The organism is Streptomyces sp. CA-181903, assembly GCF_050937075.1.
GTDB lineage: Bacteria > Actinomycetota > Actinomycetes > Streptomycetales > Streptomycetaceae > Streptomyces.
Map to the genome: position 1 here is coordinate 2,821,160 of NZ_JBNJLY010000001.1, position 19,276 is coordinate 2,840,435.

Consider the following 19,276-nt stretch of genomic DNA (forward strand, 5'->3'; position numbering starts at 1 on the left):
CAGGACGGGGGGCGGGGCGTGGGCGTGACAAACCTGCGGAGTGACGTGCATCACATTTCATTCTCCGTCCGTGAGCGGTACAGGACGGCGAGTGCCAGGCCCGAGCCCAGGAGGACCAGGGAGCCGCCGAGGGCCATGTCGCCGCTCATCGGCGGACCGTGGTGGCCCTGTTCGCGGCCGTCGTCGGCGGGACGGGCGGCGGACAAGGGGGCGACGGTGATGGGGAGACGGGCGCGGAGGGCGGGGTCGGTGGGGAGGGAGGTGGGGGTCGCGGAGCCGAGGGGCCAGGGCGGCGCGTCCTGATCGCCGTCTTGGCCCGCCTCCGTTTCGAGCCGGTCGGCGCCGGTGAGAGGGGCGCCGCCGACGCAGGCGCCCGGGGCGCCCGCCGCGCAGCGGGCCGCGGCATCGGGGTCGGTGGTGGCGGGGGCGGTGAAGGCGCAGAGCAGCAGGGCGCCGCTGATCGTCGCCGCCATGACCGTCGCCGTCGCGGCGACCGTGGCCCGGGCGGTGGGACGGACCCGGAGGCGGGCCCGGCGAAGTCTGTGCCGCATATCCGAAAATAAGCACACCGCGACCGACCCCCTCGGGCAGCACACGCGCCCGTTCCCCCGAACGCACCCCGCCCCGCCGCCCGGGAGACCGCCGCGCCTACCCGCCTTTGAGGTGCTGCCGCTGCCGCCCCAGGCCGTCGATCGCGAGTTCGACGACGTCTCCGGAGCGGAGGTACGGCTTGGGCTCGGGTCGGCCCAGGGCGACGCCCGCCGGGGTACCGGTGTTGATGACGTCACCAGGGTAGAGCGTCATGAACCGACTGATATAGCGCACGAGATGAGCCACGGGAAAGATCTGGTCCGCCGTGCTCCCCTCTTGCATCAGCGCGCCGTTGACCCAGGCGCGGATCGTCAGTTCCTGCGGGTCGGGCACCTCGTCGGCGGTGACGAGCCAGGGGCCGAGCGGGTTGAACGTCTCGCAGTTCTTGCCCTTGTCCCACTGGCCGCCGTGTTCGAGCTGGTAGGCGCGCTCGGACAGGTCGTTGCTGATGGTGTAGCCGGCGACGGCGGCGAGCGCCTCCTCGTCCGTGGCCAGCCGGCGGGCCGTACGGCCGATGACGACGGCGAGTTCGGCCTCCCAGTCGGTCTTGAGGCTGCCGGGCGGGACGAGCACGGGGTCGTCCGGGCCGACGACGGTGTCCGGAGCCTTGAGGAAGAGGACGGGCTCGGCGGGCGTGCGGGCGCCGATCTCCGCGACGTGTGCACGGTAGTTGAGCCCCACGCAGACGATCTTGCCGATCCGGGCCACCGGCGGGCCGATGCGCAGGCCCGCCGGGTCCAGGGCCGCGAGCACGCGCGCGCCGACGGCCGCCCGGATGTGGGCGAGCAGCGGCCGATCGCCGAGCAGCGCGCCGTCCACGTCCGGGACGAGCGCGGAGAGGTCGCGCAGCGTGCCCTCCTCGTCCAGCAGCGCGGGGCGCTCCGCCCCCGCCGGGCCGACCCGGAGCAGCTTCATCGATCCAACCCTCCGGTGCTTCGGCGAACTCGGTGCGTGAGGCGCGGGCCCGGTGCGCTCGGTGCGCCCGTCATGCTCGGTGCGTCGTACACGACCGATCGATCGTCCAAGATCCTGGGGGCGCTCGGCAAGTGGCGTTTCGGCCTGTGGACGGCGACGACCGGCCTTCGGACAGCCGTCTCCGCCCGCCCGTTCACCCGGTCGTGGGACGGCGGCGACGGGACTTCGGTGCGCCTCCGGCAGCCTTCGGACCGGGCGCCGGCCCGGCCTTCGCCCGGGACCGCGGCCCTGTCTCCGGGGCGGCAGCCGCCTCGTTCCGTACCCCGGCCTCCGTGCCGGTCATCGGCCTGGTCTCCGCGCCGGTCTCCCCCCTGGTCTCCGTTCCGGATTCCGCGCCGGTCCGGCCCCGGTGGAGGTACGCCCGTTCCGCCGCCGTCCACAGCGTCGTCGTCACCACGTACAGGGCCGCCGCGAGCGGTACGACCGCCACGGTGATCAGGGTGGCGAAGGACAGGAACGGCGAGATGCGCGCCGCCAGGGCGACCGCCTCCGCGCCCGGAGCGGAGTCGCCGGTGGCGGGGGGCGGCGTCGCGGCGGCCGTGCGGCGGGCGCGCCGGAACGTCCAGGTGGCGACGGCGGCCACCACCGCGAACAGGGTCAGGTAGACGAGGCCGTGCGCGCCCAGCGGACCACCGTCGGCGAGGGCGTTCATCCACCGGCCGCCGAGCGGGGCACCGAACAGGGTGTGGTCGAGGAGATCACCTCCGGATCCGGTCGAGAACAGGTGGTACATGACGTAGAAGACGGGCAGTTGGACGAGCATGGGCAGGCAGCCCGCCAGCGGGGACACGCCGGTCTCCGCGTACAGCTCGGCCGTCGCTTGCCGCAGCCGCTCCGGGTCCTTGCCGTGCTTGCGCTTCAGTTCCGCCAGCCGCGGGGCCAGGGCCGCCCTGGCCCGTTCGCCGCGGGCGGCGGACCGGGACAGGGGGTGCAGGCAGAGCCGTACGACCAGGGTGAGCAGGACGATGGTGGCGGCCGTCGCCGAGGCCCCGAAGGCGGGTTCGAGCGCGTCGGCGACATGGGACAGGAGTGCGCCCAGGGGTGCGAAAAAGGACATCGGTAGAGCCCTCCACGGGTCTCGTCGTGCCGGAGTTCGGTACGGCGGGCCGGTGGTGGCGTGTCGTGGTCGGCGTTGTAGCCGGCACAGCCACCGGGCCGCCGGATTCGGCGTGACGAGCCGCGCTGCTCCTCGCCGTCGGCCCGCCCCCTGGCGGTGATGGGGGCGGTGTCGACGTGCGGTGCTCGGCGGGGGGACGGGCCGTCCTCCGAGCCGTCAAGCGGCCCGGCCGGGAGGGCGCGTCGAGTGTCGCCCGTGGCGCACCGCTGCCGTTTCGGAGGCGGTGCGCGCACGCGGCAGGGGGCGGTGAGGCCCCGCGCCGGAGCGGCGGGGAGCGGCTACGCGGCCGTCAGGACGAGACGTCCGGGCGCCCTCGGGCGCCGGCGGCCCCTGGCGTCGGGGTCGCATTGGGCGAGGAAGGCCGTGCGCAGTTCCCTGTCCCGGATCGCGGTGCGTATTCGGGTCGGCGTCAGCGGGCCCGTGCGGACGGCCGCCGCCACGAGGACGGCGCGTACCGTCAGGGCCGCCGCGACGGCGGTCGTCGAAGCGACGGCGACCGCGCTCATCAGGATGCTCAGCAGTCCGCACTGCGCGAGCAGGAGTTCCGCGCACAGGATGAGGAACATGGCGATGTGTGTGCGGATGACGCGCTTCATCGTGCTCCCCCCTGGTCCGATCCGGTCGGTCCTTCAGTCGTTCCGATAGTAGACGGCCCCACTGACAACGGCTGCTCCGGGACCGTCCGCCCTGTTCAGGGCCGCTCGGGTCCCGTTCAGGCCCCGTTCAGGCCCCGCTTGGGCCCCCGCTCAGGCTCCGTTCAGGCCCCGTCCGCCGCGGGCGTTCGTCCGGTCCCGGCCGCCCCGGCTTCCCCGGCCGCCCGGGACTCCTCGGGCCCCGGGTCCGAGGCCAGTACCTCGGCGTCCGGCCGGTCGTCCGCCGGCTTCGGCCCCAGCCACGAGACCGCGAGCGCGACGACGAGGTTCACGCCGAGCGCCAGCGCTCCCGCGTTCACCCCGCCCACCGGGTCGTGCTCGGTGAAGACGAGCGCGCAGACCAGGGCGCCGCCCACGGCCAGTCCGCTCAGCGCGCTCCACAGCGTCATCCTCCGCCACACCAGGCCCAGCAGGATCATGGGGACGAGCTGGGCCATGCCCTCGTAGGAGATCAGCGACAGCCGGACGAGCGTGTTGGGCGCGGCGTACGTCAGGATCAGCGCCGCCGCCCCCGCCACGACCACCACGGTCTGCGCCGCGAACCGCTGCCGTCGCGGCCTGTCCACGAGGGCGGGCACGGCGCCCAGTACGCTCCGGCCCCACATCGTCCCGATGACCAGCATGAACACCGCCATCGGCACGATCGACGACAGGGCCGCCGCCACCCCGATCACCCCGACCAGCCAGGCCGGCAGCGAGTCGACGACCAGCTTGAACAGGGCCAGGTTGGAACCCGCCCCGGTGAGACCGGGCACGACGAAGATCGCGGCCATGCCCAGCAGCATGGGGACGAAGAGCAGCACGTTGTAGAACGGCAGCAGGACGGCGTTGCGCCGCAGGGCATCGGCGCTCCGCGCGCCCAGGTAACCGGCCACCGTGGTGGGGAAGATGACGACGGTGAGCGAGTTGAGGAAGCTGGTGGTCGCGAACCAGGTCGCGCCCAGTCCGCTGCCGCCGTGCCCGCTCAACGTCAGCCACTCCGGCTTCTCGGCCACCAGCCGGTCGAGGAACGGGCCGTAGCCGTCGAAGTGGTGCATCGGGACGTAGATCGCGAGGAACGCGAGGGTGCCGATGACGAGGACGTCCTTCAGCACCGAGACCCATGCGCTGCCGCGCAGTCCGCTGACCACGACGAAGGCCGTGGTGACGGCGAAGGCGATGAAATAGGCCCAGTTGAGGCTGATGGCGCCGTAGGAGATGGTCGAGACGACGACGCCCATGCCGGTGATCTGGAGCTGGATGTACGGCAGGAGGCAGACGGTCGCCAGTACCGCGACCAGGGCGCCGAGCCAGGGGCGGCCGTAGCGGTGGGCGACCATGTCCGTGATCGAGACGAGGCCGTGCCGGCGGGCGTACGACCAGAGGGTCGGGCCGACGACGTAACCGATCGCGTATCCGCAGGAGAGGTAGGCGATGACGTAGAGGACGGGCGAGCCGAAGTTGTAGCCCCACCCGGCGGCGCCCAGGTAGCTGAAGCTGGTGTAGCCCTCGCCGGCCATCAGCACCCAGATCATCACCGTGCCGAGGCTGCGGCCGCCCACCGACCACTCGGCGATGCCGCCGCCTCCGCCCCTGCCCCGGACGGCCAGGAGGCCCAGGGCGACGGTGAGGACCATGAAGACGCCGAAGACGGTCGTCGCGACGGTGGCGTTGGTGGCGTTCACACTCGGCCTCGCTTGCGGTCGCCGCGCCAGGCGAGCCAGACGGCGGCGGGGGTGAGGAGGGTTGCGAGGAGCAGCCAGAAGAAGAGGAAGGGGAGGCCGAGGACGGTGGGGTGGACCCGGTTCGTCAGGGGGAGGGTGGCCAGGTAGAGCGCGTAGGGGGCCAGGAGCCAGAGGAGGGTGGGACGTTTCTTCAACACGGCGTTGACCCTAGGTGGTCTGGTTTGTGTGGCGGGTTCGCCCCGCCTTGTGCGGTGGGTCCGCCCCGGGCGGTGGATCCGCCCCGCCCGGCGGGGGCGGTTCGCCGGGGCGGCGCCGTGGCTGATCTTGGGCGCTCGGGGCGGCGGTTGTCGGCCCGGGAGGGTGTTGCGGTCGCGTGGTGATATTTGGGGGTGCCCCGGTCCCGCCCTTTCACCGTTTCTTGCGGGGGCAAGCCCCCGCACCCCCGAAGCACGCTTCGCGCGCTGTCCTCAAACGCCGGACGGGCTGGGTGAGTGGGCGGCGGGGGGTGGGTGGGTCGGTGCTGGGTGCGCCGTCCTCACATGACGGACGGCTGATGGGGCTCGCGACCTTGAGCGGCTGCGCCAGCCTCGGATGGAGGCCGTCGGCCGGGCCGCCGCCGTGACGAACCGGGCCAAGGCCGGCATCGGTGCCGGTGCCGGCTCCTTCGCCCTCCCCGCCCCCCTCCCCGCCCCCGTCCCCGAGCGGATGTTCGGGCATCTGCACCGGTTCCGCGTCGGCTGGGAGGCGGAAGTGCGGGCCTGAAGTCGGGAAGGGCGCCTCACCCGGACCTCACGCCCCCAGCAGCCGCGACGCCGCGTAGATGAGCAGCCCCGCCAGCGCGCCCACCACCGTGCCGTTGATGCGGATGAACTGCAGGTCCCGCCCGATGTGCGCCTCGATCTTGCGGGACGTCTGCTCCGCGTCCCAGCCCGCGACGGTCTCCGTGATCAGCGACGTGATCTCGTCCCGGTACGTCGTCACCACGTACACGGCCGCGTCCTCCAGCCAGCCGTCGACCTTGGCGCGCAGCCGCTCGTCGGCGGTCATCCGGGCGCCGAGGGAGAGGATCGCCGTGCGGGTGCGGAGCCGCAGTTCGCTGCGTTCGTCCTCGGCGGCGGCCACCACCATCGCCCGGACGGAACTCCAGGCCGACGCGATCAGGTCCTGCACCTCACTGCGGCCCAGGATCTCCGACTTCAGCCGCTCGACCCGCGCCCGGGTGTCCGGGTCGGACTGGAGATCGTGCGCGAAGTCCGCGAGGAAGCGGTCCACTGCGCCGCGTGCCGGATGTTCGGGCATGTCGCGCATCTCGGTGACGAAGCGCAGCAACTCCTTGTAGACCCGCTCGCCGACCTTGCGGTCGACGAAGCGCGGCGTCCAGCCCGGCGCGCCGCCGGCGACCGCGTGCATCACCGAATCGCCGTGCGTGACCAGCCAGTCGTGGGCGCGGGCGCACACCAGGTCGACGGCCTTGTGGTGGCCGCCGTCGGCGATGATCCGCTCCAGCATCCGGCCGACGCCCGGGGCGATCTCCTGGGCGTCGGCCCGCCGGGTGACGGCCTCCCCGACCACCGCCTGCACGTCCGCGTCGCGGAGGACGCGCAGGGCGCCGCGCAGGGCGGTGGACAGTTCGGCGGTCACCCGGTCCGCGTGCTCGGGGGCCGCGAGCCAGGCGGCGAGGCGGGAGCCGATGCCGACGGCACGCAGTCGGCGGCGGACGACGTCTCCGGAGAGGAAGTTCTCGCCGACGAACTCGCCGAGGCTCTGTCCGAGCTGGTCCTTCTTGGTCGGGATGATCGCGGTGTGCGGGATCGGCAGGCCCAGCGGGTGGCGGAACAGCGCGGTGACGGCGAACCAGTCGGCGAGCGCGCCCACCATGCCCGCCTCCGCCGCCGCGGCCACGTAGCCCGCCCACGGGCCCGCGCCCGACGACTTGGCCCAGGTGGCGAGCGCGTAGACGAGGGCGACGCCGAGCAGCAGGCCGGTCGCGAACGCCTTCATCCGGCGGACGCCGCGGCGCTTGCGCTCGTCGGCCTCGCTGTAGGTGAAGCCGACGGGTGGGGTGGGCGCGGGCGCGCTTGTGAACGGGGCCTCGCCGCGTGCCCTCGTCCCTCCCGACGGGGTCGCGCCGCGCGTCTTCGTCCCTCCCGACGGGGTCGCGCCCGTCGGCCGAGCCGTACCCGGCTTCGCGCCCGGCGGCCGAGCCGCGCCAGGCTTGGCCCCCGCCGACCGGTCCGCACCCGGCTTCGCCCCCACCGGCCGATCCCCTCCCGGCTTCGCCCCCGCCAGTCGGTCCGTCCCAGGCCGGGCCCTTTCGGGCATCACTCCCTCGGAGGGCCGCTCTTCGGGCGTCTTCCCGGGTGCCCCGCCGGAAGTCTTCCGAGACGTCTCCGCGGGGGTCTCCGCCGGGGGCTCCGCAAGGGCCCCCTCTGGAGCCTCCCCAGGGGTCTCACCCGGCACCCCTCCCCCGCCGCCCCCGCGCCGGAGCGTTCGCCTCCGGACGGCTTCCCACCGTCGTCGGCGCCCGCCGCCTCGTCCTCTCGGGACCGATTCATCCGCATCACCCGTCCGCTTTTCCTCGGCAGTTTCCCCGTCCCACTCGGGAAAGCTCTTTTCTCTCTCTACCCGCTCGACTCGGGGAACGGCCCGGTAGTTCCCACCGTCTGACACGTCGCGGCCGGCCCGCACCGGTGACCGGCCGCCCGGAGCTCCCGCGACCCGCGTGGGATCATGGACCAGGCGACCGGGCCGCGGCGGCGCCTCCGAGGGCGCCTTCCCCGGCGGCCCGCCCGGATCCCGCTCCGTCCGCCCGCCGTTCAGGAGATTTCCCGCGATGACCAGGTCCCCTCTGTCCCGCGGCGCCGCCGGTGCCCTGCTCGCCGCGCTGGTGACCGTCGTCACCCTGGTCTCCGTGGTGATCTTCCTGGGGACCGCGGACGTCACCACGGGCGGCGAGGAACCGGAGCACCGGCGGCCGGACGCCGCGCCCGCCGCGGTGAGCGGCTGGACCGGTTCCTGGGCCACCGCGCCCGCCGCCGCGGATCCCCGGGCGCCGACCGGGCTCCCCGGCACGACCATCCGCAACGTGATCCACACCAGCGTCGGTGGCACCGGTGCTCGCATCCACCTCTCCAACCTCTTCGGCAACCGGCCGCTGCACCTCACCCACGCCTCGATCGCCGTCTCCGCCGGGCCCGGCACGGCCGCCGCGGTGCCCGGGACGATGCGGCGGCTGTCGTTCGGCGGCCGGGTCGCGGTGGACGTGCCCGCCGGCGGAGACGCCGTCAGCGACCCCGTGCCGCTCACCGTCGCCCCCGCGTCCGACCTGCTCGTCACCCTCTACTCGGCGACGCCGTCCGGACCGGTGACGCTGCATCCGCATGCCCGGCAGATCTCCTGGCTCGCCCGTGGCGACCGGACGGAGGACCCGGGCGGTGCCTCCTACACCGTCCGGACGCCCTACTGGCGGTACGTCACCGGGGTCGACGTCTGGGGGACGCAGGCCGCGGGCTCGGTCGTCGCCATCGGCGACTCCATCACCGACGGCGTCAACTCGACGATGAGCGCCAATCACCGCTGGACCGATTTCCTGGCCGCACGGCTGCGCTCCGAGCTCGGCACGCCACGGTACGGCGTCCTCAACGAGGGCATCAGCGGCAACCGCATCCTTCTCAGCAACCGCGGCGGCGGCCGGGAGCGGCCCAACAACCCCAGCGCGCTCGACCGGTTCGACCGGGACGTGCTCGGGCGGACGGGCGTCCGGGCCGTCGTCGTCGAGCTCGGGGTGAACGACATCCTGCGGCGGCCGCAGCAGCTCGACGCCCGGCGCATCGTCGACGGGCTGCGGCGGCTGGTGGCGCGGGCGCATGCGCGGGGGCTGGTCGTGGTCGGATCCACGCTGACGCCGTTCGGCGGGCATCCGGGGGTGGTGCCGGCGCGGCAGGAGCCTGTGCGGCTGGCCGTCAACGCGGAGATTCGGGCGGGGCGGGTGTTCGACTCCGTGGTGGATTTCGATCGGGTGTTGCGGGATCCGGGGGATCCGCAGCGGCTGCTGCCCGCTTATGACAGTGGGGATCGGCTGCATCCGAATGATGCGGGGTATCAGCGGATGGCCGAGGCGCTTGATCTGGGGGCGTTGGCGGGGCGGCCGGTGGATGCGGCGCTTTAGCCGCCCCGGGGGGCGGGAGGGGATTCCCCAGCCCCTCCCCAGAGGGGGCGCCCCCACTTCCCGTTTCCTGCAGGAGCTCCGCCCCCGCGCCCCCGAGCGCACCTGCGGCGCGCGTCCTCAAACGCCGGACGGGCTATAGGCGGCTGGTGTTCACCCTTCGCCCTTTTCCAGGGACATCCGTGCCCGCTTCTCCCTGCGTTCCTTCCGCGTCACGCCCACCCCGCCCCAGAACGCGAACCCCGTGATCCGCACGCGCGGGGAGCCCGGGGAGCCCGCGCCCGTGCCCTTCGTGTCGAAGCCGCCCATCAGGCCGAGGCCGTTGACCTGTACGTCCAGGTCCGGGGGGACGACGACCTCCATGCCGCCCATCACGGCGATGCAGCGGATCGTCACGTCGCGGTCCTCGAAGTGCGCCTGGCGGAGGTCGATCTGCCCGCCGCCCCAGAAGGTGAAGGCGATGAAGTTACGGGGCACGGTCCAGCGGCCGTGCCGGCGGAAGCCGCCCATGACGGCGACGGCGCCCTTGGAGGAGGGGGTGCCGCCGATGCGGCCCTCCCAGCCCTCGCCGGTGGCGGCGGGGGTCGCCGCGGCGGGGACGGCGAGCTCGGTCCCGGCGGCCGGCAGGTCGCTGACGAGGGGCGCGAGGTCGGCGTGCGTCCGGGCCTTGTAGGCCGCGTCCAGGCGCTCCCCGAACTCCTCCATGTCCAGCCGCCCTTCGGCGACGGCCGTACGCAGCGCCTCGGCGACGCGCTCGCGCTCGGCGTCGGAGGCGCGCATCTCAGGACGTTCGCTTGTCATGACCACAGGGTAGGGCCTGGCGACGTCACAGACTCGGCCGATCGGCGTAGAGCCGGGCGATGACCTGCTCGATGTCCGGTTCGCGCACCGAGAGGTCGACCAGGGGGTAGCGCTCGGCGACGGCCGCCACGATGGGGGCGGCGCTGCGGGCGGCCGGGAAGGCCAGCCACTGGCGGGGGCCTTCCACCCGGTCGACGCGGGTGCCGGGGACGTCGTCGATCGGCGGGAGTTCGCGTTCGAGGTCGACGACGAGCATCCGTTCGCTCTCCCCCACGGTGTGCAGGCCGTCCAGCCCGCCGTCGTAGACCAGCCGGCCGTGGTCGATCACCATCACCCGGCCGCACAGCTGCTCGATGTCGGTCAGATCGTGGGTGGTCAGCAGGACGGTGGTGCCGTGCTCGGCGTTGAGGTCGCGGAGGAAGCCGCGCACCTTCGCCTTGCTGACCACGTCGAGGCCGATCGTCGGTTCGTCCAGGTAGAGCACGTCGGGGTCGTGCAGCAGGGCCGCCGCGATGTCGCCGCGCATCCGCTGGCCGAGGGAGAGCTGCCGGACGGGGACGTCGAGGAGGTCGCCCAGGTCGAGGAGGTCGACGCAGCGTTCCATGTTGGCGCGGTAACGGGCGTCGGGGATGCGGTACATGCGGCGCACCAGGCCGTAGGAGTCGCGCAGCGGCAGGTCCCACCACAGGGTGGTGCGCTGCCCGAAGACGACGCCGATCCGGCGGGCCAGCCGGGTGCGGTCGCGGGTCGGGTCGATGCCGGCGACGCGCAGCCGGCCGCTGCTGGGCATCAGGATGCCGGTGAGCATCTTGATCGTCGTGGACTTGCCGGCGCCGTTGGGGCCGATGTAGCCGACGATCTCGCCGCGCGGCACGCGGAAGGAGAGGCCGTCGACGGCCCGGACCTCGCGGCGCTCCCGGCGCAGCAGGCCGGCACGCCGGCGGACATGGAACACCTTCTCCACGCCGTCCAGTTCGATGAACGCCTCATCGTTTTCTTCCCGCTCGTTCACTCTCAGCTCCCCGTGCTCCTGTAGCTTCTCAGCCCCGCTCGCCACAACAGCCCGGTGAGCCCGAGCAGCAGCACTGCCACCAGCGGACCGCAGAGCGACACCCACCCGGGCAGGTGCAGCGGGTCGTCCCGGCCCAGCAGCCGCAGTACGGGCAGCCAGTTGACGAAGGCGAGCGGGACGACGAACGTCACCCCGCGCACCAGGTCACGGGCGAAGACCGTCGGCGGGTACTGGAGCAGCGTGACGCCGCCGTACGTGAAGGAGTTCGCCACCTCCGAGGCGTCGGACGCCCAGAACTGGAACGCCGCCCCGGCCAGGAACACGGCGCAGAAGATCGCCGTCCCGGCGACCACGGTCACCAGCAAAAACAGCGCCTTGAGCGGCGTCCAGGCCACGTCCGCCGAGGCCGCGCCCCAGCCCAGCACCGCGAGACCCTGGCTGGTCCGGCCCAGCCGGCGGAGCGCGAAGCGGTCGGCGGCCACCTGGGCGAGGACGGGCACCGGGCGCACCAGCAGGGTGTCGAACGTACCGTCGCGCACCCGCTGTCCCACGCGTTCCGCGTTGCCGAGGATCAGGTCGGCGAGCCCGAACGAGGTGCAGGTCGCGCCGTAGAGCAGCGCGACCTCGGGGAGGGTGAAGCCGCCCAGGGTGTCGATGTGGGAGAACATCAGCAGGATGGTGACGAAGTCCAAGGCGCCCGCGACGCAGTTGCCGAGCGTCATGAGGACGAAGGACGCGCGGTAGGTCATCGTCGAGCGCACCCACATCGCGGCGATCAGCAGGTACGCGCGGACGGCGTGCACCACGTGACCCGCGCGCTCAGCCACCCTGGACCACCGCCTTCCGGGTGGCGCGCGCCTGGGTCAGCCGGCCCAGGGCCAGCAGCACCGCCGCCCAGCCGGCCTGGAAGCCGAGCGCGCCCGCCAGGCCCGCCCCGGCGTACCGGCCGAGCAGCACGTCCACCGGCACCTGGAAGACGGCGGACCACGGCAGGGCCCGCGCCACGTCGGCGAAGGCGCCGGGGAAGACGGTGAGCGGCAGCAGGGTGCCCGAGAAGAACATGCACAGCAGTTGGCCGATCATGATGACGCCGTCGCCGTCGAGGAGCCAGAAGGCGCACAGCGCCAGCAGGAAGCGCAGCGCGAAGCCCACGACGACGGCCAGGATGACGGCGCACAGGAACAACAGCCAGCGCAATGGGTCGTGGGGGAGCGTGAGTTCGAAGCAGAGGGCGCCCGCGGTCAGCGGCACCACCCCGCGGCCCAGCAGCTGGAAGGCGGCCCGTCCCAGGTCGGCGGCGAGCCACCAGAGCTGGAGGTCGGCGGGCCGGTGGAGGTCGATCGCGATGTCGCCGTTGCGGATGCGAGCCTGCAACTCCTGCTCGAATCCGCCGCCGAGCAGCGAGACCGCCGCCAGCAGGGCCTGGCCGACCCAGACGAAGGTGAGGGCCTGCCCCCGGTCGTAGCCGCCCAGGTGCGGGCGCTCGTCCCAGAGGGCCATGAAGGTGTAGGCGAGGATGAATCCGAAGACCGTATTGGTGAACACCCCGGCGGCGGTGGCCATGCGGTACGTGGCGTGGCGCCGGAAGCCGCTCACCGCCACGGCGGCGTACAGCCGCATCCCACGCCCCCTCGTCTCGTTGAACCTTGTCAGTCCGCCGACCGGCCGGGCCGAACCCGAAGCGCAGGAGCGTAGCCGTATCCCTCAGTCCCGTGCCATGGATTATTCACCCCTCGGAGTGGTCGCCCGCCGCCGAACGGACCTGACCGCGCCGTACGGGGGCGCTGGATCCCCCCGGCCGGGACCGGTGGTGCGACAGTGCTTCCGGGAAGCACGGCAGCGCTGCCGGGTCGTGCGGCACCGCCTGACCGACACCGTCCGCCGTGGCCGCAACCCCGGCGGCGGGCCGAGGAGTTCCGGGAAACATGAGCGACGAGCAGTCACAGCACCGCACCCGTGCCAGGGGTGACGACCCGCCGGGCTGGGCGCCGAGAGGCGACGCCGCCCGCCCCCGTAAGCGCACCGGCTGGCGACGGCTGTTGCCCACGTGGCGCATGGTGCTCGGCGGGTTCCTGCTGGTCGTCCTCCTCCTCGCGGGCGGCCTGATCGCCGGGTACACGCTGGTCGACATCCCGGCCGCCAACAAGGCGGCGACCGCGGAGAGCAACGTCTTCCTCTACGCGGACGGCACCCAGCTCGCCCGCGACGGGGAGGTCAACCGGGAGAGCGTCCCGCTCAGCCGCATCCCCAAGGCCGTCCAGCACGCGGTGCTCGCCGCCGAGGACCGCGACTTCTACGGGGAGTCCGCCGTCAACCCCGAGGCGATGGTCCGCGCGGCCTGGAACACCGTCACCGGCAAGGGCAAGCAGTCGGGCTCCACGATCACCCAGCAGTACGTGAAGAACTACTACCTGGGCCAGGAGCAGACCATCAGCCGCAAGGTGAAGGAGTTCTTCATCGCCATCAAGCTGGACCGCGAGTCCGGCAAGAACGACATCCTGGAGGGCTACCTCAACACCAGCTACTTCGGGCGCAACGCCTACGGCATCCAGGCCGCCGCCCAGGCGTACTACGGCAAGGACTCCGACAAGCTGGACGTCGCGCAGGGCGCCTACCTCGCCACCCTGCTCAACGCGCCGAGCGCGTACGACGTCGGCGCCCACCCCGAGAACAAGCCGCGGGCCGTGGCCCGCTGGAACTACGTCCTCGACGGCATGGTCAAGAAGAAGTGGCTGACCCGCGAGCAGCGGGCCGCGGTGAAGTTCCCCGCGCCCGGCAAGAGCAAGCCGCGGCTCGGCATGTCCGGCCAGCGCGGCTACCTCGTCGAGGCGGTCAAGGACTACCTCACCGGCAACAAGATCGTCGACGAACAGACGCTGGCCGCCGGCGGCTACCGCATCACCACCACCATCGACCGCAAGAAGCAGAAGGCGTTCGCCGACGCCGTGCAGTCCGAGCTGATGAACGAGCTCAGCGACTCCCGGAAGACCGACTCCTACGTCCGCGCGGGCGGCGCCTCCATCGACCCGCGCACGGGCCGGATCGTCGCCCTCTACGGCGGCATCGACTACACGCGGCAGTACGTCAACAACGCCACCCGCCGCGACTACCAGGTCGGCTCCACCTTCAAGCCGTTCGTCTTCACGTCGGCCGTGCAGAACGGCTCCGGCACGCAGCAGGGCCGGCCCATCACCCCGTACACGGTGTACGACGGCACCAACAAGCGCCCGGTGCAGGGCCCCGACGGGCCCGTCGGCTACGCCCCCGCCAACGAGGACGACCGCAGCTACGGACCGATCACCGTCACCAAGGCCACCGACCTTTCGGTGAACGCCGTCTACGCGCAGATGGCCGAGGACGTCGGCCCGTCACGGGTGAAGGCGACCGCCGTCTCCCTCGGCATCCCCGAGAAGACGCCCGACCTGACCGCGTCCCCCTCCATCGCCCTCGGCCCGGCCACCGCCAGCGTCCTGGACATGGCGCAGGCGTACGCCACCCTCGCCAACCACGGGCGGCACGGCCCGTACACGCTGGTGGAGAAGGCCACCAAGGGCGGCGAGACCCTCCACCTGCCCGACCGGCAGGAGCGGAAACAGACCGTCCCCCGGGAGGCCGCCGACACCACCACCTCCGTCCTGCGGAGCGTGGTCGACAGCCCGGGCGGGACGGGCGCCGCCGCGCGCGCCTCCGGGCGGCCGGCGGCCGGCAAGACCGGCACCGCGGAGGAGGACAAGGCCGCCTGGTTCGCGGGATACACCCCCGACCTGGCCACCGTCGTCGCCGTCATGGGCCAGGACTCCGAGAGCGGCGAGCAGAAGCCGCTGTACGGCGCCACCGGGCTGCCCCGCATCAACGGCGGCGGCTACCCGGCGCAGATCTGGGCCGCGTACACCGCCGACGCGCTGCAGGGCACTCCGGCGCACGACTTCGACCTGGAGGTCCAGCAGGGCGCCGAGAGCCCGCCCCCGGAGCCGCCCGCCACCTCCGCGCCCCCGCCGTCCTCCAGTCCGCCCCCGCCCACCTCCGCGCCCCCGCGCAGGCCCACGACGACCGCGCCCCCGTCGCGTCCGGTACGCCCCTCGTTCCCGACGCAGCCGCCGGAGCCGACCGGGCCGCCCTCGCTGCCGATCATCACGCTCGGGCCCAACCCGGGACGCGAGGCGCGGAACGGTGAGCACGATCTGCTGGGGTACGACTACTGAGCCGTCGCGGCGCGGTGCCCCGGCCCGGGGAAGGGCCGGGGCACCGCGCGTCTCGATCGGGGTTCAGTGGCCGGGCGTCCGGGGTTCAGTGGCCGGACGTCGCCTTGAGGCCGACCACGGCCGCCAGCAGCAGTACGACGAAGAAGATCCGGGCCGCGCCGGCCGGCTCGCCCAGCACCGTCATGCCGAGCACGGCGGCACCCGCCGCGCCGATGCCGACCCACACCCCGTAGGCCGTGCCGATGGGCAGCGTCCGGGCGGCCCGCGACAGCAGCAGCATGCTGGCCACGATCCCCGCGATGGTGAGGACGCTCGGCCAGAGCCGGGTGAAGCCGTCGGTGTACTTCATGCCGACCGACCAGCCCACCTCCAGCAGGCCGGCGACGACGAGCAGGATCCATGCCATGACGGCACCTCCGTGGAATCGGTTCTCCAGGGGTGCGTCGTCTTGTCCTGACCCGGTACGGCGCGTCTCGTCGGGGTCCTTCCGACGGTAGCAAACGGCCGGCCGACAGCGGCCGGCCGACAGGACCGCGCTACAGGTACAGCCCGGTGGAGTCGTCCGACCCCTCCAGCCGCTCCGCCGCCACCGCGTGCAGGTCGCGCTCGCGCATCAGTACGTAGGCCACGCCGCGGACCTCGACCTCGGCGCGGTCCTCGGGGTCGTACAGGACCCGGTCGCCGGGCTCCACCGTGCGCACGCTCTGCCCCACGGCCACGACCTCCGCCCAGGCCAGCCGGCGGCCCACCGCCGCCGTCGCGGGGATGACGATGCCGCCGGTGGAGCGGCGCTCGCCCTCGGGGATGTCGGTCCGGACCAGCACACGGTCGTGGAGCATCCGGATGGGCAGCTTGTCGTGGGTCGTGTTCGTACGCACGGCACGACCGTACCCGGCCGGGCGGGCCCGTGAGACCAGAGCGGGAGAGGCCGGGACGCCGGTTCCGGGACGGAAGACCCGTCCGCCACACGCCGCGTACCGCCCGTCACGCGCCGCGACCGGCGGGCGCCGTACGGGGCCGCGCGCGGACGGCCGCCGTACGGGCCCGGCGGTCGCCGCCTCCGACGGACGGGGAACGCTACTTCTTGTCCTTGCCGCGGCGCGAGGACACCGTCAGCAGCCCGATCACTCCGACGGCCACCATCGCCGCCGGAACGATCCGCTCCAGACGCGGCACGCCCTCGTCCGTCACGAACTGCGCCCGCACATCCGAGACCACCCGGTTCGCGATCGCACAGGCCCGCCCGAGGGTGTGGTCCACCTTCGAGGCCGCCTTCGCCTTCGCGTCGCCGATGATCGTACTGGGGTGCATCCGCACACCGATCTCGTCGAGCGTCACGGCGAGCTCACTGCGCCTGCGGGCGATGTCCGCCTCGATCTGAGCAGGGGTCCTGGCTTCCGGCACCGCGCTGCCTCCGTAGTCTCATAAGAGTGATGACGAGTGATGACAACAGTCTGTCAGTTCGCTCGGCGCCCCGCCCCATGGCACCCCCGGTGGGCCCGCACTGCGGCCGTCAGGGGTCGTTAGGCTCGGTCCCCGGCAGACCCGCCCACCGCCCCGAAGCACAGGAGAACCATGAGCGAGCGACTCCAGCCCGGCGACACCGCCCCCGCCTTCACCCTGCCCGACGCGGACGGCCGGCCCGTCTCCCTCGCCGACCACAAGGGCCGCAAGGTCATCGTCTACTTCTACCCCGCCGCCCTCACCCCCGGCTGCACCAAGCAGGCGTGCGACTTCACCGACAACCTGGAGTTCCTCGCGGGCCACGGCTACGACGTCATCGGCGTCTCGCCCGACAAGCCGGAGAAGCTCGCGAAGTTCCGCGAGAAGGAGGAGCTGCGGGTCACCCTCGTCGGCGACCCCGAGAAGAAGGTCCTGGAGGCGTACGGCGCCTTCGGCGAGAAGAAGCTCTACGGCAAGACCGTGACCGGCGTGATCCGCTCCACCGTGATCGTGGACGAGGAGGGGAAGGTCGAGCGCGCGCTGTACAACGTCAAGGCCACCGGACACGTCGCGAAGATCATCAAGGACCTCGGGCTCTGAGGGGCCCCGGGTCCCGAGGCGCTCACCGCCCGTACGCCCCCTCACCGCGCAGCACGGGACGGTCCTCCGGCTCGTCCTCGGCCTCCGGCAGGTCGAGGACGGCCTGGGCGCCGCCGCCCTCCGCCGAGCCGAACTCCAGCCGGGCGCCCAGCACCGCGGCCTGCCCCACGGCGATCGTCAGGCCGAGACCGTGCCCGGTGCCCCGCTCCGGGGCCGCCGTGCGGAACCGCCGCGGCCCCTGGCTGACCAGCTCCGGCGGATAGCCGCCGCCGTGGTCCCGGACGACGATCCGGGTACCCTCCACCCGCACCTCGATCGGCGGCTTCCCGTGCTTCGCCGCGTTGGCCAGGATGTTCACCAGGATCCGCTCCACCCGGCGGGCGTCCGTCGCCACGATGCGGCCCTCGCCGACCACCTCGACCGCCACGTCGTCCACCCCGCGCTGGCCCCGCGCCCGCTTCACCACGCCACGGACCAGCGACGGCAGTTCGACCGCGTCCAGTTGGGCGCTCTCCACCCCCGCGTCCAGCCGCGAGACCTCCAGCAGGTCCTCCACCAGCGCCCGCAGCGTCTGCGCCCGCTCCTGCACCATCTCCACGGCGCGCGGGTGCGGCAGCAGTTCGGCCGAGGCCACCAGGCCCGCGACCGGCGTGCGCAGCTCGTGCGCCACGTCGGCCGTGAACTCGCGCTCCGCCTCCACCCGGGCCGCCAGCGCCGTCGCCATCGCCCGCACCGAGCGCTCCAGCTCCGCCACCTCGTCCCGACCCACCGGCCCGGTCCCGACCGCCGCGGGCGCCTCGCCCGCCGCGATCCGGCGCGCCTCGGCCGCGCTCAGCCGCAGCCGCCGGGACAGGCCCTGCGCCACGAACCAGCCCACCACCGCCATCAGCAGCACGGTCACCGCGCCGGCCAGCAGCAGCGCCCAGTCCAGGGCGCGCTGGAAGGCGTCCCGCTTGGGGAAGGACGCCGAGACCGACAGCACCTTGCCGGACCCCACGCCCGTCGCCGCCCACACCCGCGGGTCCTCGCCGCCGCTGATGTACGTCCCGGAGCGCCCCTTCGCCACCGCCTTGGCCAGCGGCGCCGGCAGCGCCGCGTCGTCGAGCTGAGCGTTCAGCGTCACCTGGCCCTCCCGCTGGTACAGCTGGAGGGCGGAGCTCAGCAACCTGTCCTGCTGGGCCCGCGCCTGGCGGTCCCGCTCCAGCCCGGAGACGTGGTGCACGGCCACGCCGAGCAGGACGACCGCCAGCGCGGTGACGGAGGAGATCGCCAGCGCGATCCGGCCACGGATGCCCATCACGTGATCGAGTACGTCTCGGTCGTCTTCCCGGCCGGGGTGAGCCCCGTGTAACGCACCTCCACCGAGGTGAACGCCAGCATCCCGTCGACCTTCCGCGGCCGGGAGAGCGTCAGCCGCGCCGGGAACGAGGTGCGCGCCGAGCCGTTCGCACCGCTGGACACCAGGACCACGCCGTCGCCCTCGGCCTTGTCCGTGCCGTATTTGTCCCACTCGATGTCGCTCGCCACCGCGCCGCCGTTGGCACAGCTCAGGGTGATGATCTTCGGTTCCAGCAGCAGCTCGCCGTACCCGCAGTCGCGGACGCCCGGCAGTTCCTGGGCGGCGCCCGGCGCGAACTCGGCCGAGGCCGTCGTGCGGTCCCGCTGCTCCTGCTGCTCCTTCTTGGCCCTGGCCGTCTGCGGCGCGTCGGACACGGCGTTCGCCCGGTCCGCCCCCTGCCCCAGCCACACGCCCCCGAGGGCCAGCACCGCCACCACGGCGGACACCCCCAGGAGGGTGCGCGCGCGGACCCGCCGACGGGGTACGGCACGGTCGGTCATCGGACTCTCTTCCTCGATCGGGCGGTCGGAGGCGGCATATGACGAGAACAGTCGGGAACAGTCGGAAGCGGTCGGGTGGCGGGCGGCCGGTCCGCGGCGCGGCGGGCCCGTCTCTCCCCCGGTGTGAGGGACGGGTAAATCGGGGGCCGCGTTCCCTTTGGGGGACGACCGGTTCGCGGCGGAACGTGGGTGTGTGACGCGTCGCACGCGCGTC

The 19,276-nt window shown here is 73.2% G+C and carries 20 protein-coding genes and 1 riboswitch; of the genes, 4 read left to right on the forward strand and 16 right to left on the reverse strand.

The annotated features are described in order from the left end of the window. Positions 1–50: 50 nt before the first annotated feature. The 6 genes from ACQEVS_RS12615 to ACQEVS_RS12640 form a co-directional block, all read right to left on the reverse strand. The gene (locus tag ACQEVS_RS12615; protein ID WP_433019410.1) at positions 51–551 is read right to left on the reverse strand and encodes a hypothetical protein; all 501 of its coding nucleotides are present in this window, start codon (positions 549–551) and stop codon (positions 51–53) included. Positions 552–648: 97 nt separating this feature from the next. Further along, positions 649–1,506 (reverse strand): fumarylacetoacetate hydrolase family protein, encoded by an 858-nt coding sequence (locus ACQEVS_RS12620; RefSeq protein ID WP_433019412.1) that lies wholly within the window; start codon positions 1,504–1,506, stop codon positions 649–651. A gap of 193 nt (positions 1,507–1,699) precedes the next feature. Next, a complete protein-coding gene (locus tag ACQEVS_RS12625; protein WP_433019413.1) occupies positions 1,700–2,623 on the reverse strand; it encodes a YidC/Oxa1 family membrane protein insertase in 924 nt (307 codons plus the stop codon). A gap of 338 nt (positions 2,624–2,961) precedes the next feature. Next, positions 2,962–3,279: a DUF6412 domain-containing protein gene (locus ACQEVS_RS12630; protein ID WP_433019415.1), complete on the reverse strand. Its 318-nt coding sequence runs from the start codon at positions 3,277–3,279 to the stop codon at positions 2,962–2,964. 161 nt (positions 3,280–3,440) lie between these two features. After that, a complete protein-coding gene (locus ACQEVS_RS12635; RefSeq protein ID WP_433027501.1) occupies positions 3,441–4,952 on the reverse strand; it encodes a sodium:solute symporter family protein in 1,512 nt (503 codons plus the stop codon). Between the two features lie 44 nt (positions 4,953–4,996). Next, positions 4,997–5,197, reverse strand: a complete 201-nt coding sequence (locus ACQEVS_RS12640) for a DUF3311 domain-containing protein (protein ID WP_433019417.1) — start codon at positions 5,195–5,197, stop codon at positions 4,997–4,999. Between the two features lie 394 nt (positions 5,198–5,591). Here ACQEVS_RS12640 and ACQEVS_RS12645 point away from each other — a divergent pair, with 394 nt between their 5' ends. Beyond that, a complete protein-coding gene (locus ACQEVS_RS12645; RefSeq protein ID WP_433019419.1) occupies positions 5,592–5,762 on the forward strand; it encodes a hypothetical protein in 171 nt (56 codons plus the stop codon). A 27-nt stretch (positions 5,763–5,789) separates the two neighbouring features. On the opposite strand, the gene ACQEVS_RS12650 is transcribed toward ACQEVS_RS12645, so the two are convergent. Next, positions 5,790–7,322: a DUF445 family protein gene (locus ACQEVS_RS12650; protein WP_433019421.1), complete on the reverse strand. Its 1,533-nt coding sequence runs from the start codon at positions 7,320–7,322 to the stop codon at positions 5,790–5,792. Between the two features lie 511 nt (positions 7,323–7,833). On the opposite strand from ACQEVS_RS12650, the gene ACQEVS_RS12655 reads away from it, so the two are divergent. After that, positions 7,834–9,168 carry an SGNH/GDSL hydrolase family protein gene (locus ACQEVS_RS12655; RefSeq protein ID WP_433019423.1) on the forward strand — a complete coding sequence of 445 codons (1,335 nt, stop codon included), beginning with the start codon at positions 7,834–7,836 and terminating at the stop codon, positions 9,166–9,168. Between the two features lie 150 nt (positions 9,169–9,318). On the opposite strand, the gene ACQEVS_RS12660 is transcribed toward ACQEVS_RS12655, so the two are convergent. Genes ACQEVS_RS12660 through ACQEVS_RS12675 form a run of 4 tightly spaced genes read right to left on the reverse strand, consistent with a single transcriptional unit; the run spans position 9,319 to position 12,598 of the window. After that, the gene (locus tag ACQEVS_RS12660) at positions 9,319–9,966 is read right to left on the reverse strand and encodes a DUF1707 SHOCT-like domain-containing protein (protein WP_433019426.1); all 648 of its coding nucleotides are present in this window, start codon (positions 9,964–9,966) and stop codon (positions 9,319–9,321) included. A 25-nt stretch (positions 9,967–9,991) separates the two neighbouring features. After that, the gene (locus tag ACQEVS_RS12665; RefSeq protein WP_433019429.1) at positions 9,992–10,978 is read right to left on the reverse strand and encodes an ABC transporter ATP-binding protein; all 987 of its coding nucleotides are present in this window, start codon (positions 10,976–10,978) and stop codon (positions 9,992–9,994) included. A gap of 2 nt (positions 10,979–10,980) precedes the next feature. Then, the gene (locus ACQEVS_RS12670) at positions 10,981–11,745 is read right to left on the reverse strand and encodes an ABC transporter permease (RefSeq protein ID WP_433027504.1); all 765 of its coding nucleotides are present in this window, start codon (positions 11,743–11,745) and stop codon (positions 10,981–10,983) included. Between the two features lie 52 nt (positions 11,746–11,797). Then, positions 11,798–12,598, reverse strand: a complete 801-nt coding sequence (locus ACQEVS_RS12675) for an ABC transporter permease (RefSeq protein ID WP_433019432.1) — start codon at positions 12,596–12,598, stop codon at positions 11,798–11,800. 305 nt (positions 12,599–12,903) lie between these two features. Here ACQEVS_RS12675 and ACQEVS_RS12680 point away from each other — a divergent pair, with 305 nt between their 5' ends. After that, complete coding sequence (locus ACQEVS_RS12680; RefSeq protein WP_433019435.1) at positions 12,904–15,180, forward strand: transglycosylase domain-containing protein; 2,277 nt, start codon at positions 12,904–12,906, stop codon at positions 15,178–15,180. Positions 15,181–15,265: 85 nt separating this feature from the next. On the opposite strand, the gene ACQEVS_RS12685 is transcribed toward ACQEVS_RS12680, so the two are convergent. The 3 genes from ACQEVS_RS12685 to ACQEVS_RS12695 all read right to left on the reverse strand — a co-directional run bounded on the left by ACQEVS_RS12685 (position 15,266) and on the right by ACQEVS_RS12695 (position 16,584). Next, on the reverse strand, positions 15,266–15,586 hold the full coding sequence (locus ACQEVS_RS12685; RefSeq protein ID WP_433019438.1) for a DMT family transporter: 321 nt from the start codon (positions 15,584–15,586) through the stop codon (positions 15,266–15,268). A 31-nt stretch (positions 15,587–15,617) separates the two neighbouring features. Then, a riboswitch (guanidine-III (ykkC-III) riboswitch) is annotated at positions 15,618–15,683 on the reverse strand. Positions 15,684–15,716: 33 nt separating this feature from the next. After that, positions 15,717–16,019 (reverse strand): GroES family chaperonin, encoded by a 303-nt coding sequence (locus ACQEVS_RS12690; RefSeq protein ID WP_087930644.1) that lies wholly within the window; start codon positions 16,017–16,019, stop codon positions 15,717–15,719. A 238-nt stretch (positions 16,020–16,257) separates the two neighbouring features. Then, positions 16,258–16,584 (reverse strand): DUF3618 domain-containing protein, encoded by a 327-nt coding sequence (locus ACQEVS_RS12695; protein ID WP_433019441.1) that lies wholly within the window; start codon positions 16,582–16,584, stop codon positions 16,258–16,260. Between the two features lie 171 nt (positions 16,585–16,755). On the opposite strand from ACQEVS_RS12695, the gene bcp reads away from it, so the two are divergent. Continuing rightward, complete coding sequence (gene bcp / locus ACQEVS_RS12700) at positions 16,756–17,223, forward strand: thioredoxin-dependent thiol peroxidase (RefSeq protein WP_004951099.1); 468 nt, start codon at positions 16,756–16,758, stop codon at positions 17,221–17,223. Between the two features lie 22 nt (positions 17,224–17,245). Here bcp and ACQEVS_RS12705 read toward each other — a convergent pair whose 3' ends face one another. Together ACQEVS_RS12705 and ACQEVS_RS12710 are read right to left on the reverse strand one after the other, a co-directional pair. Next, positions 17,246–18,520, reverse strand: a complete 1,275-nt coding sequence (locus ACQEVS_RS12705; protein ID WP_433019444.1) for a sensor histidine kinase — start codon at positions 18,518–18,520, stop codon at positions 17,246–17,248. Next, positions 18,520–19,062 (reverse strand): hypothetical protein, encoded by a 543-nt coding sequence (locus tag ACQEVS_RS12710; RefSeq protein WP_433019447.1) that lies wholly within the window; start codon positions 19,060–19,062, stop codon positions 18,520–18,522. Before ACQEVS_RS12710 ends, ACQEVS_RS12705 begins: the two co-directional genes overlap by 1 nt. Positions 19,063–19,276: the final 214 nt, after the last annotated feature.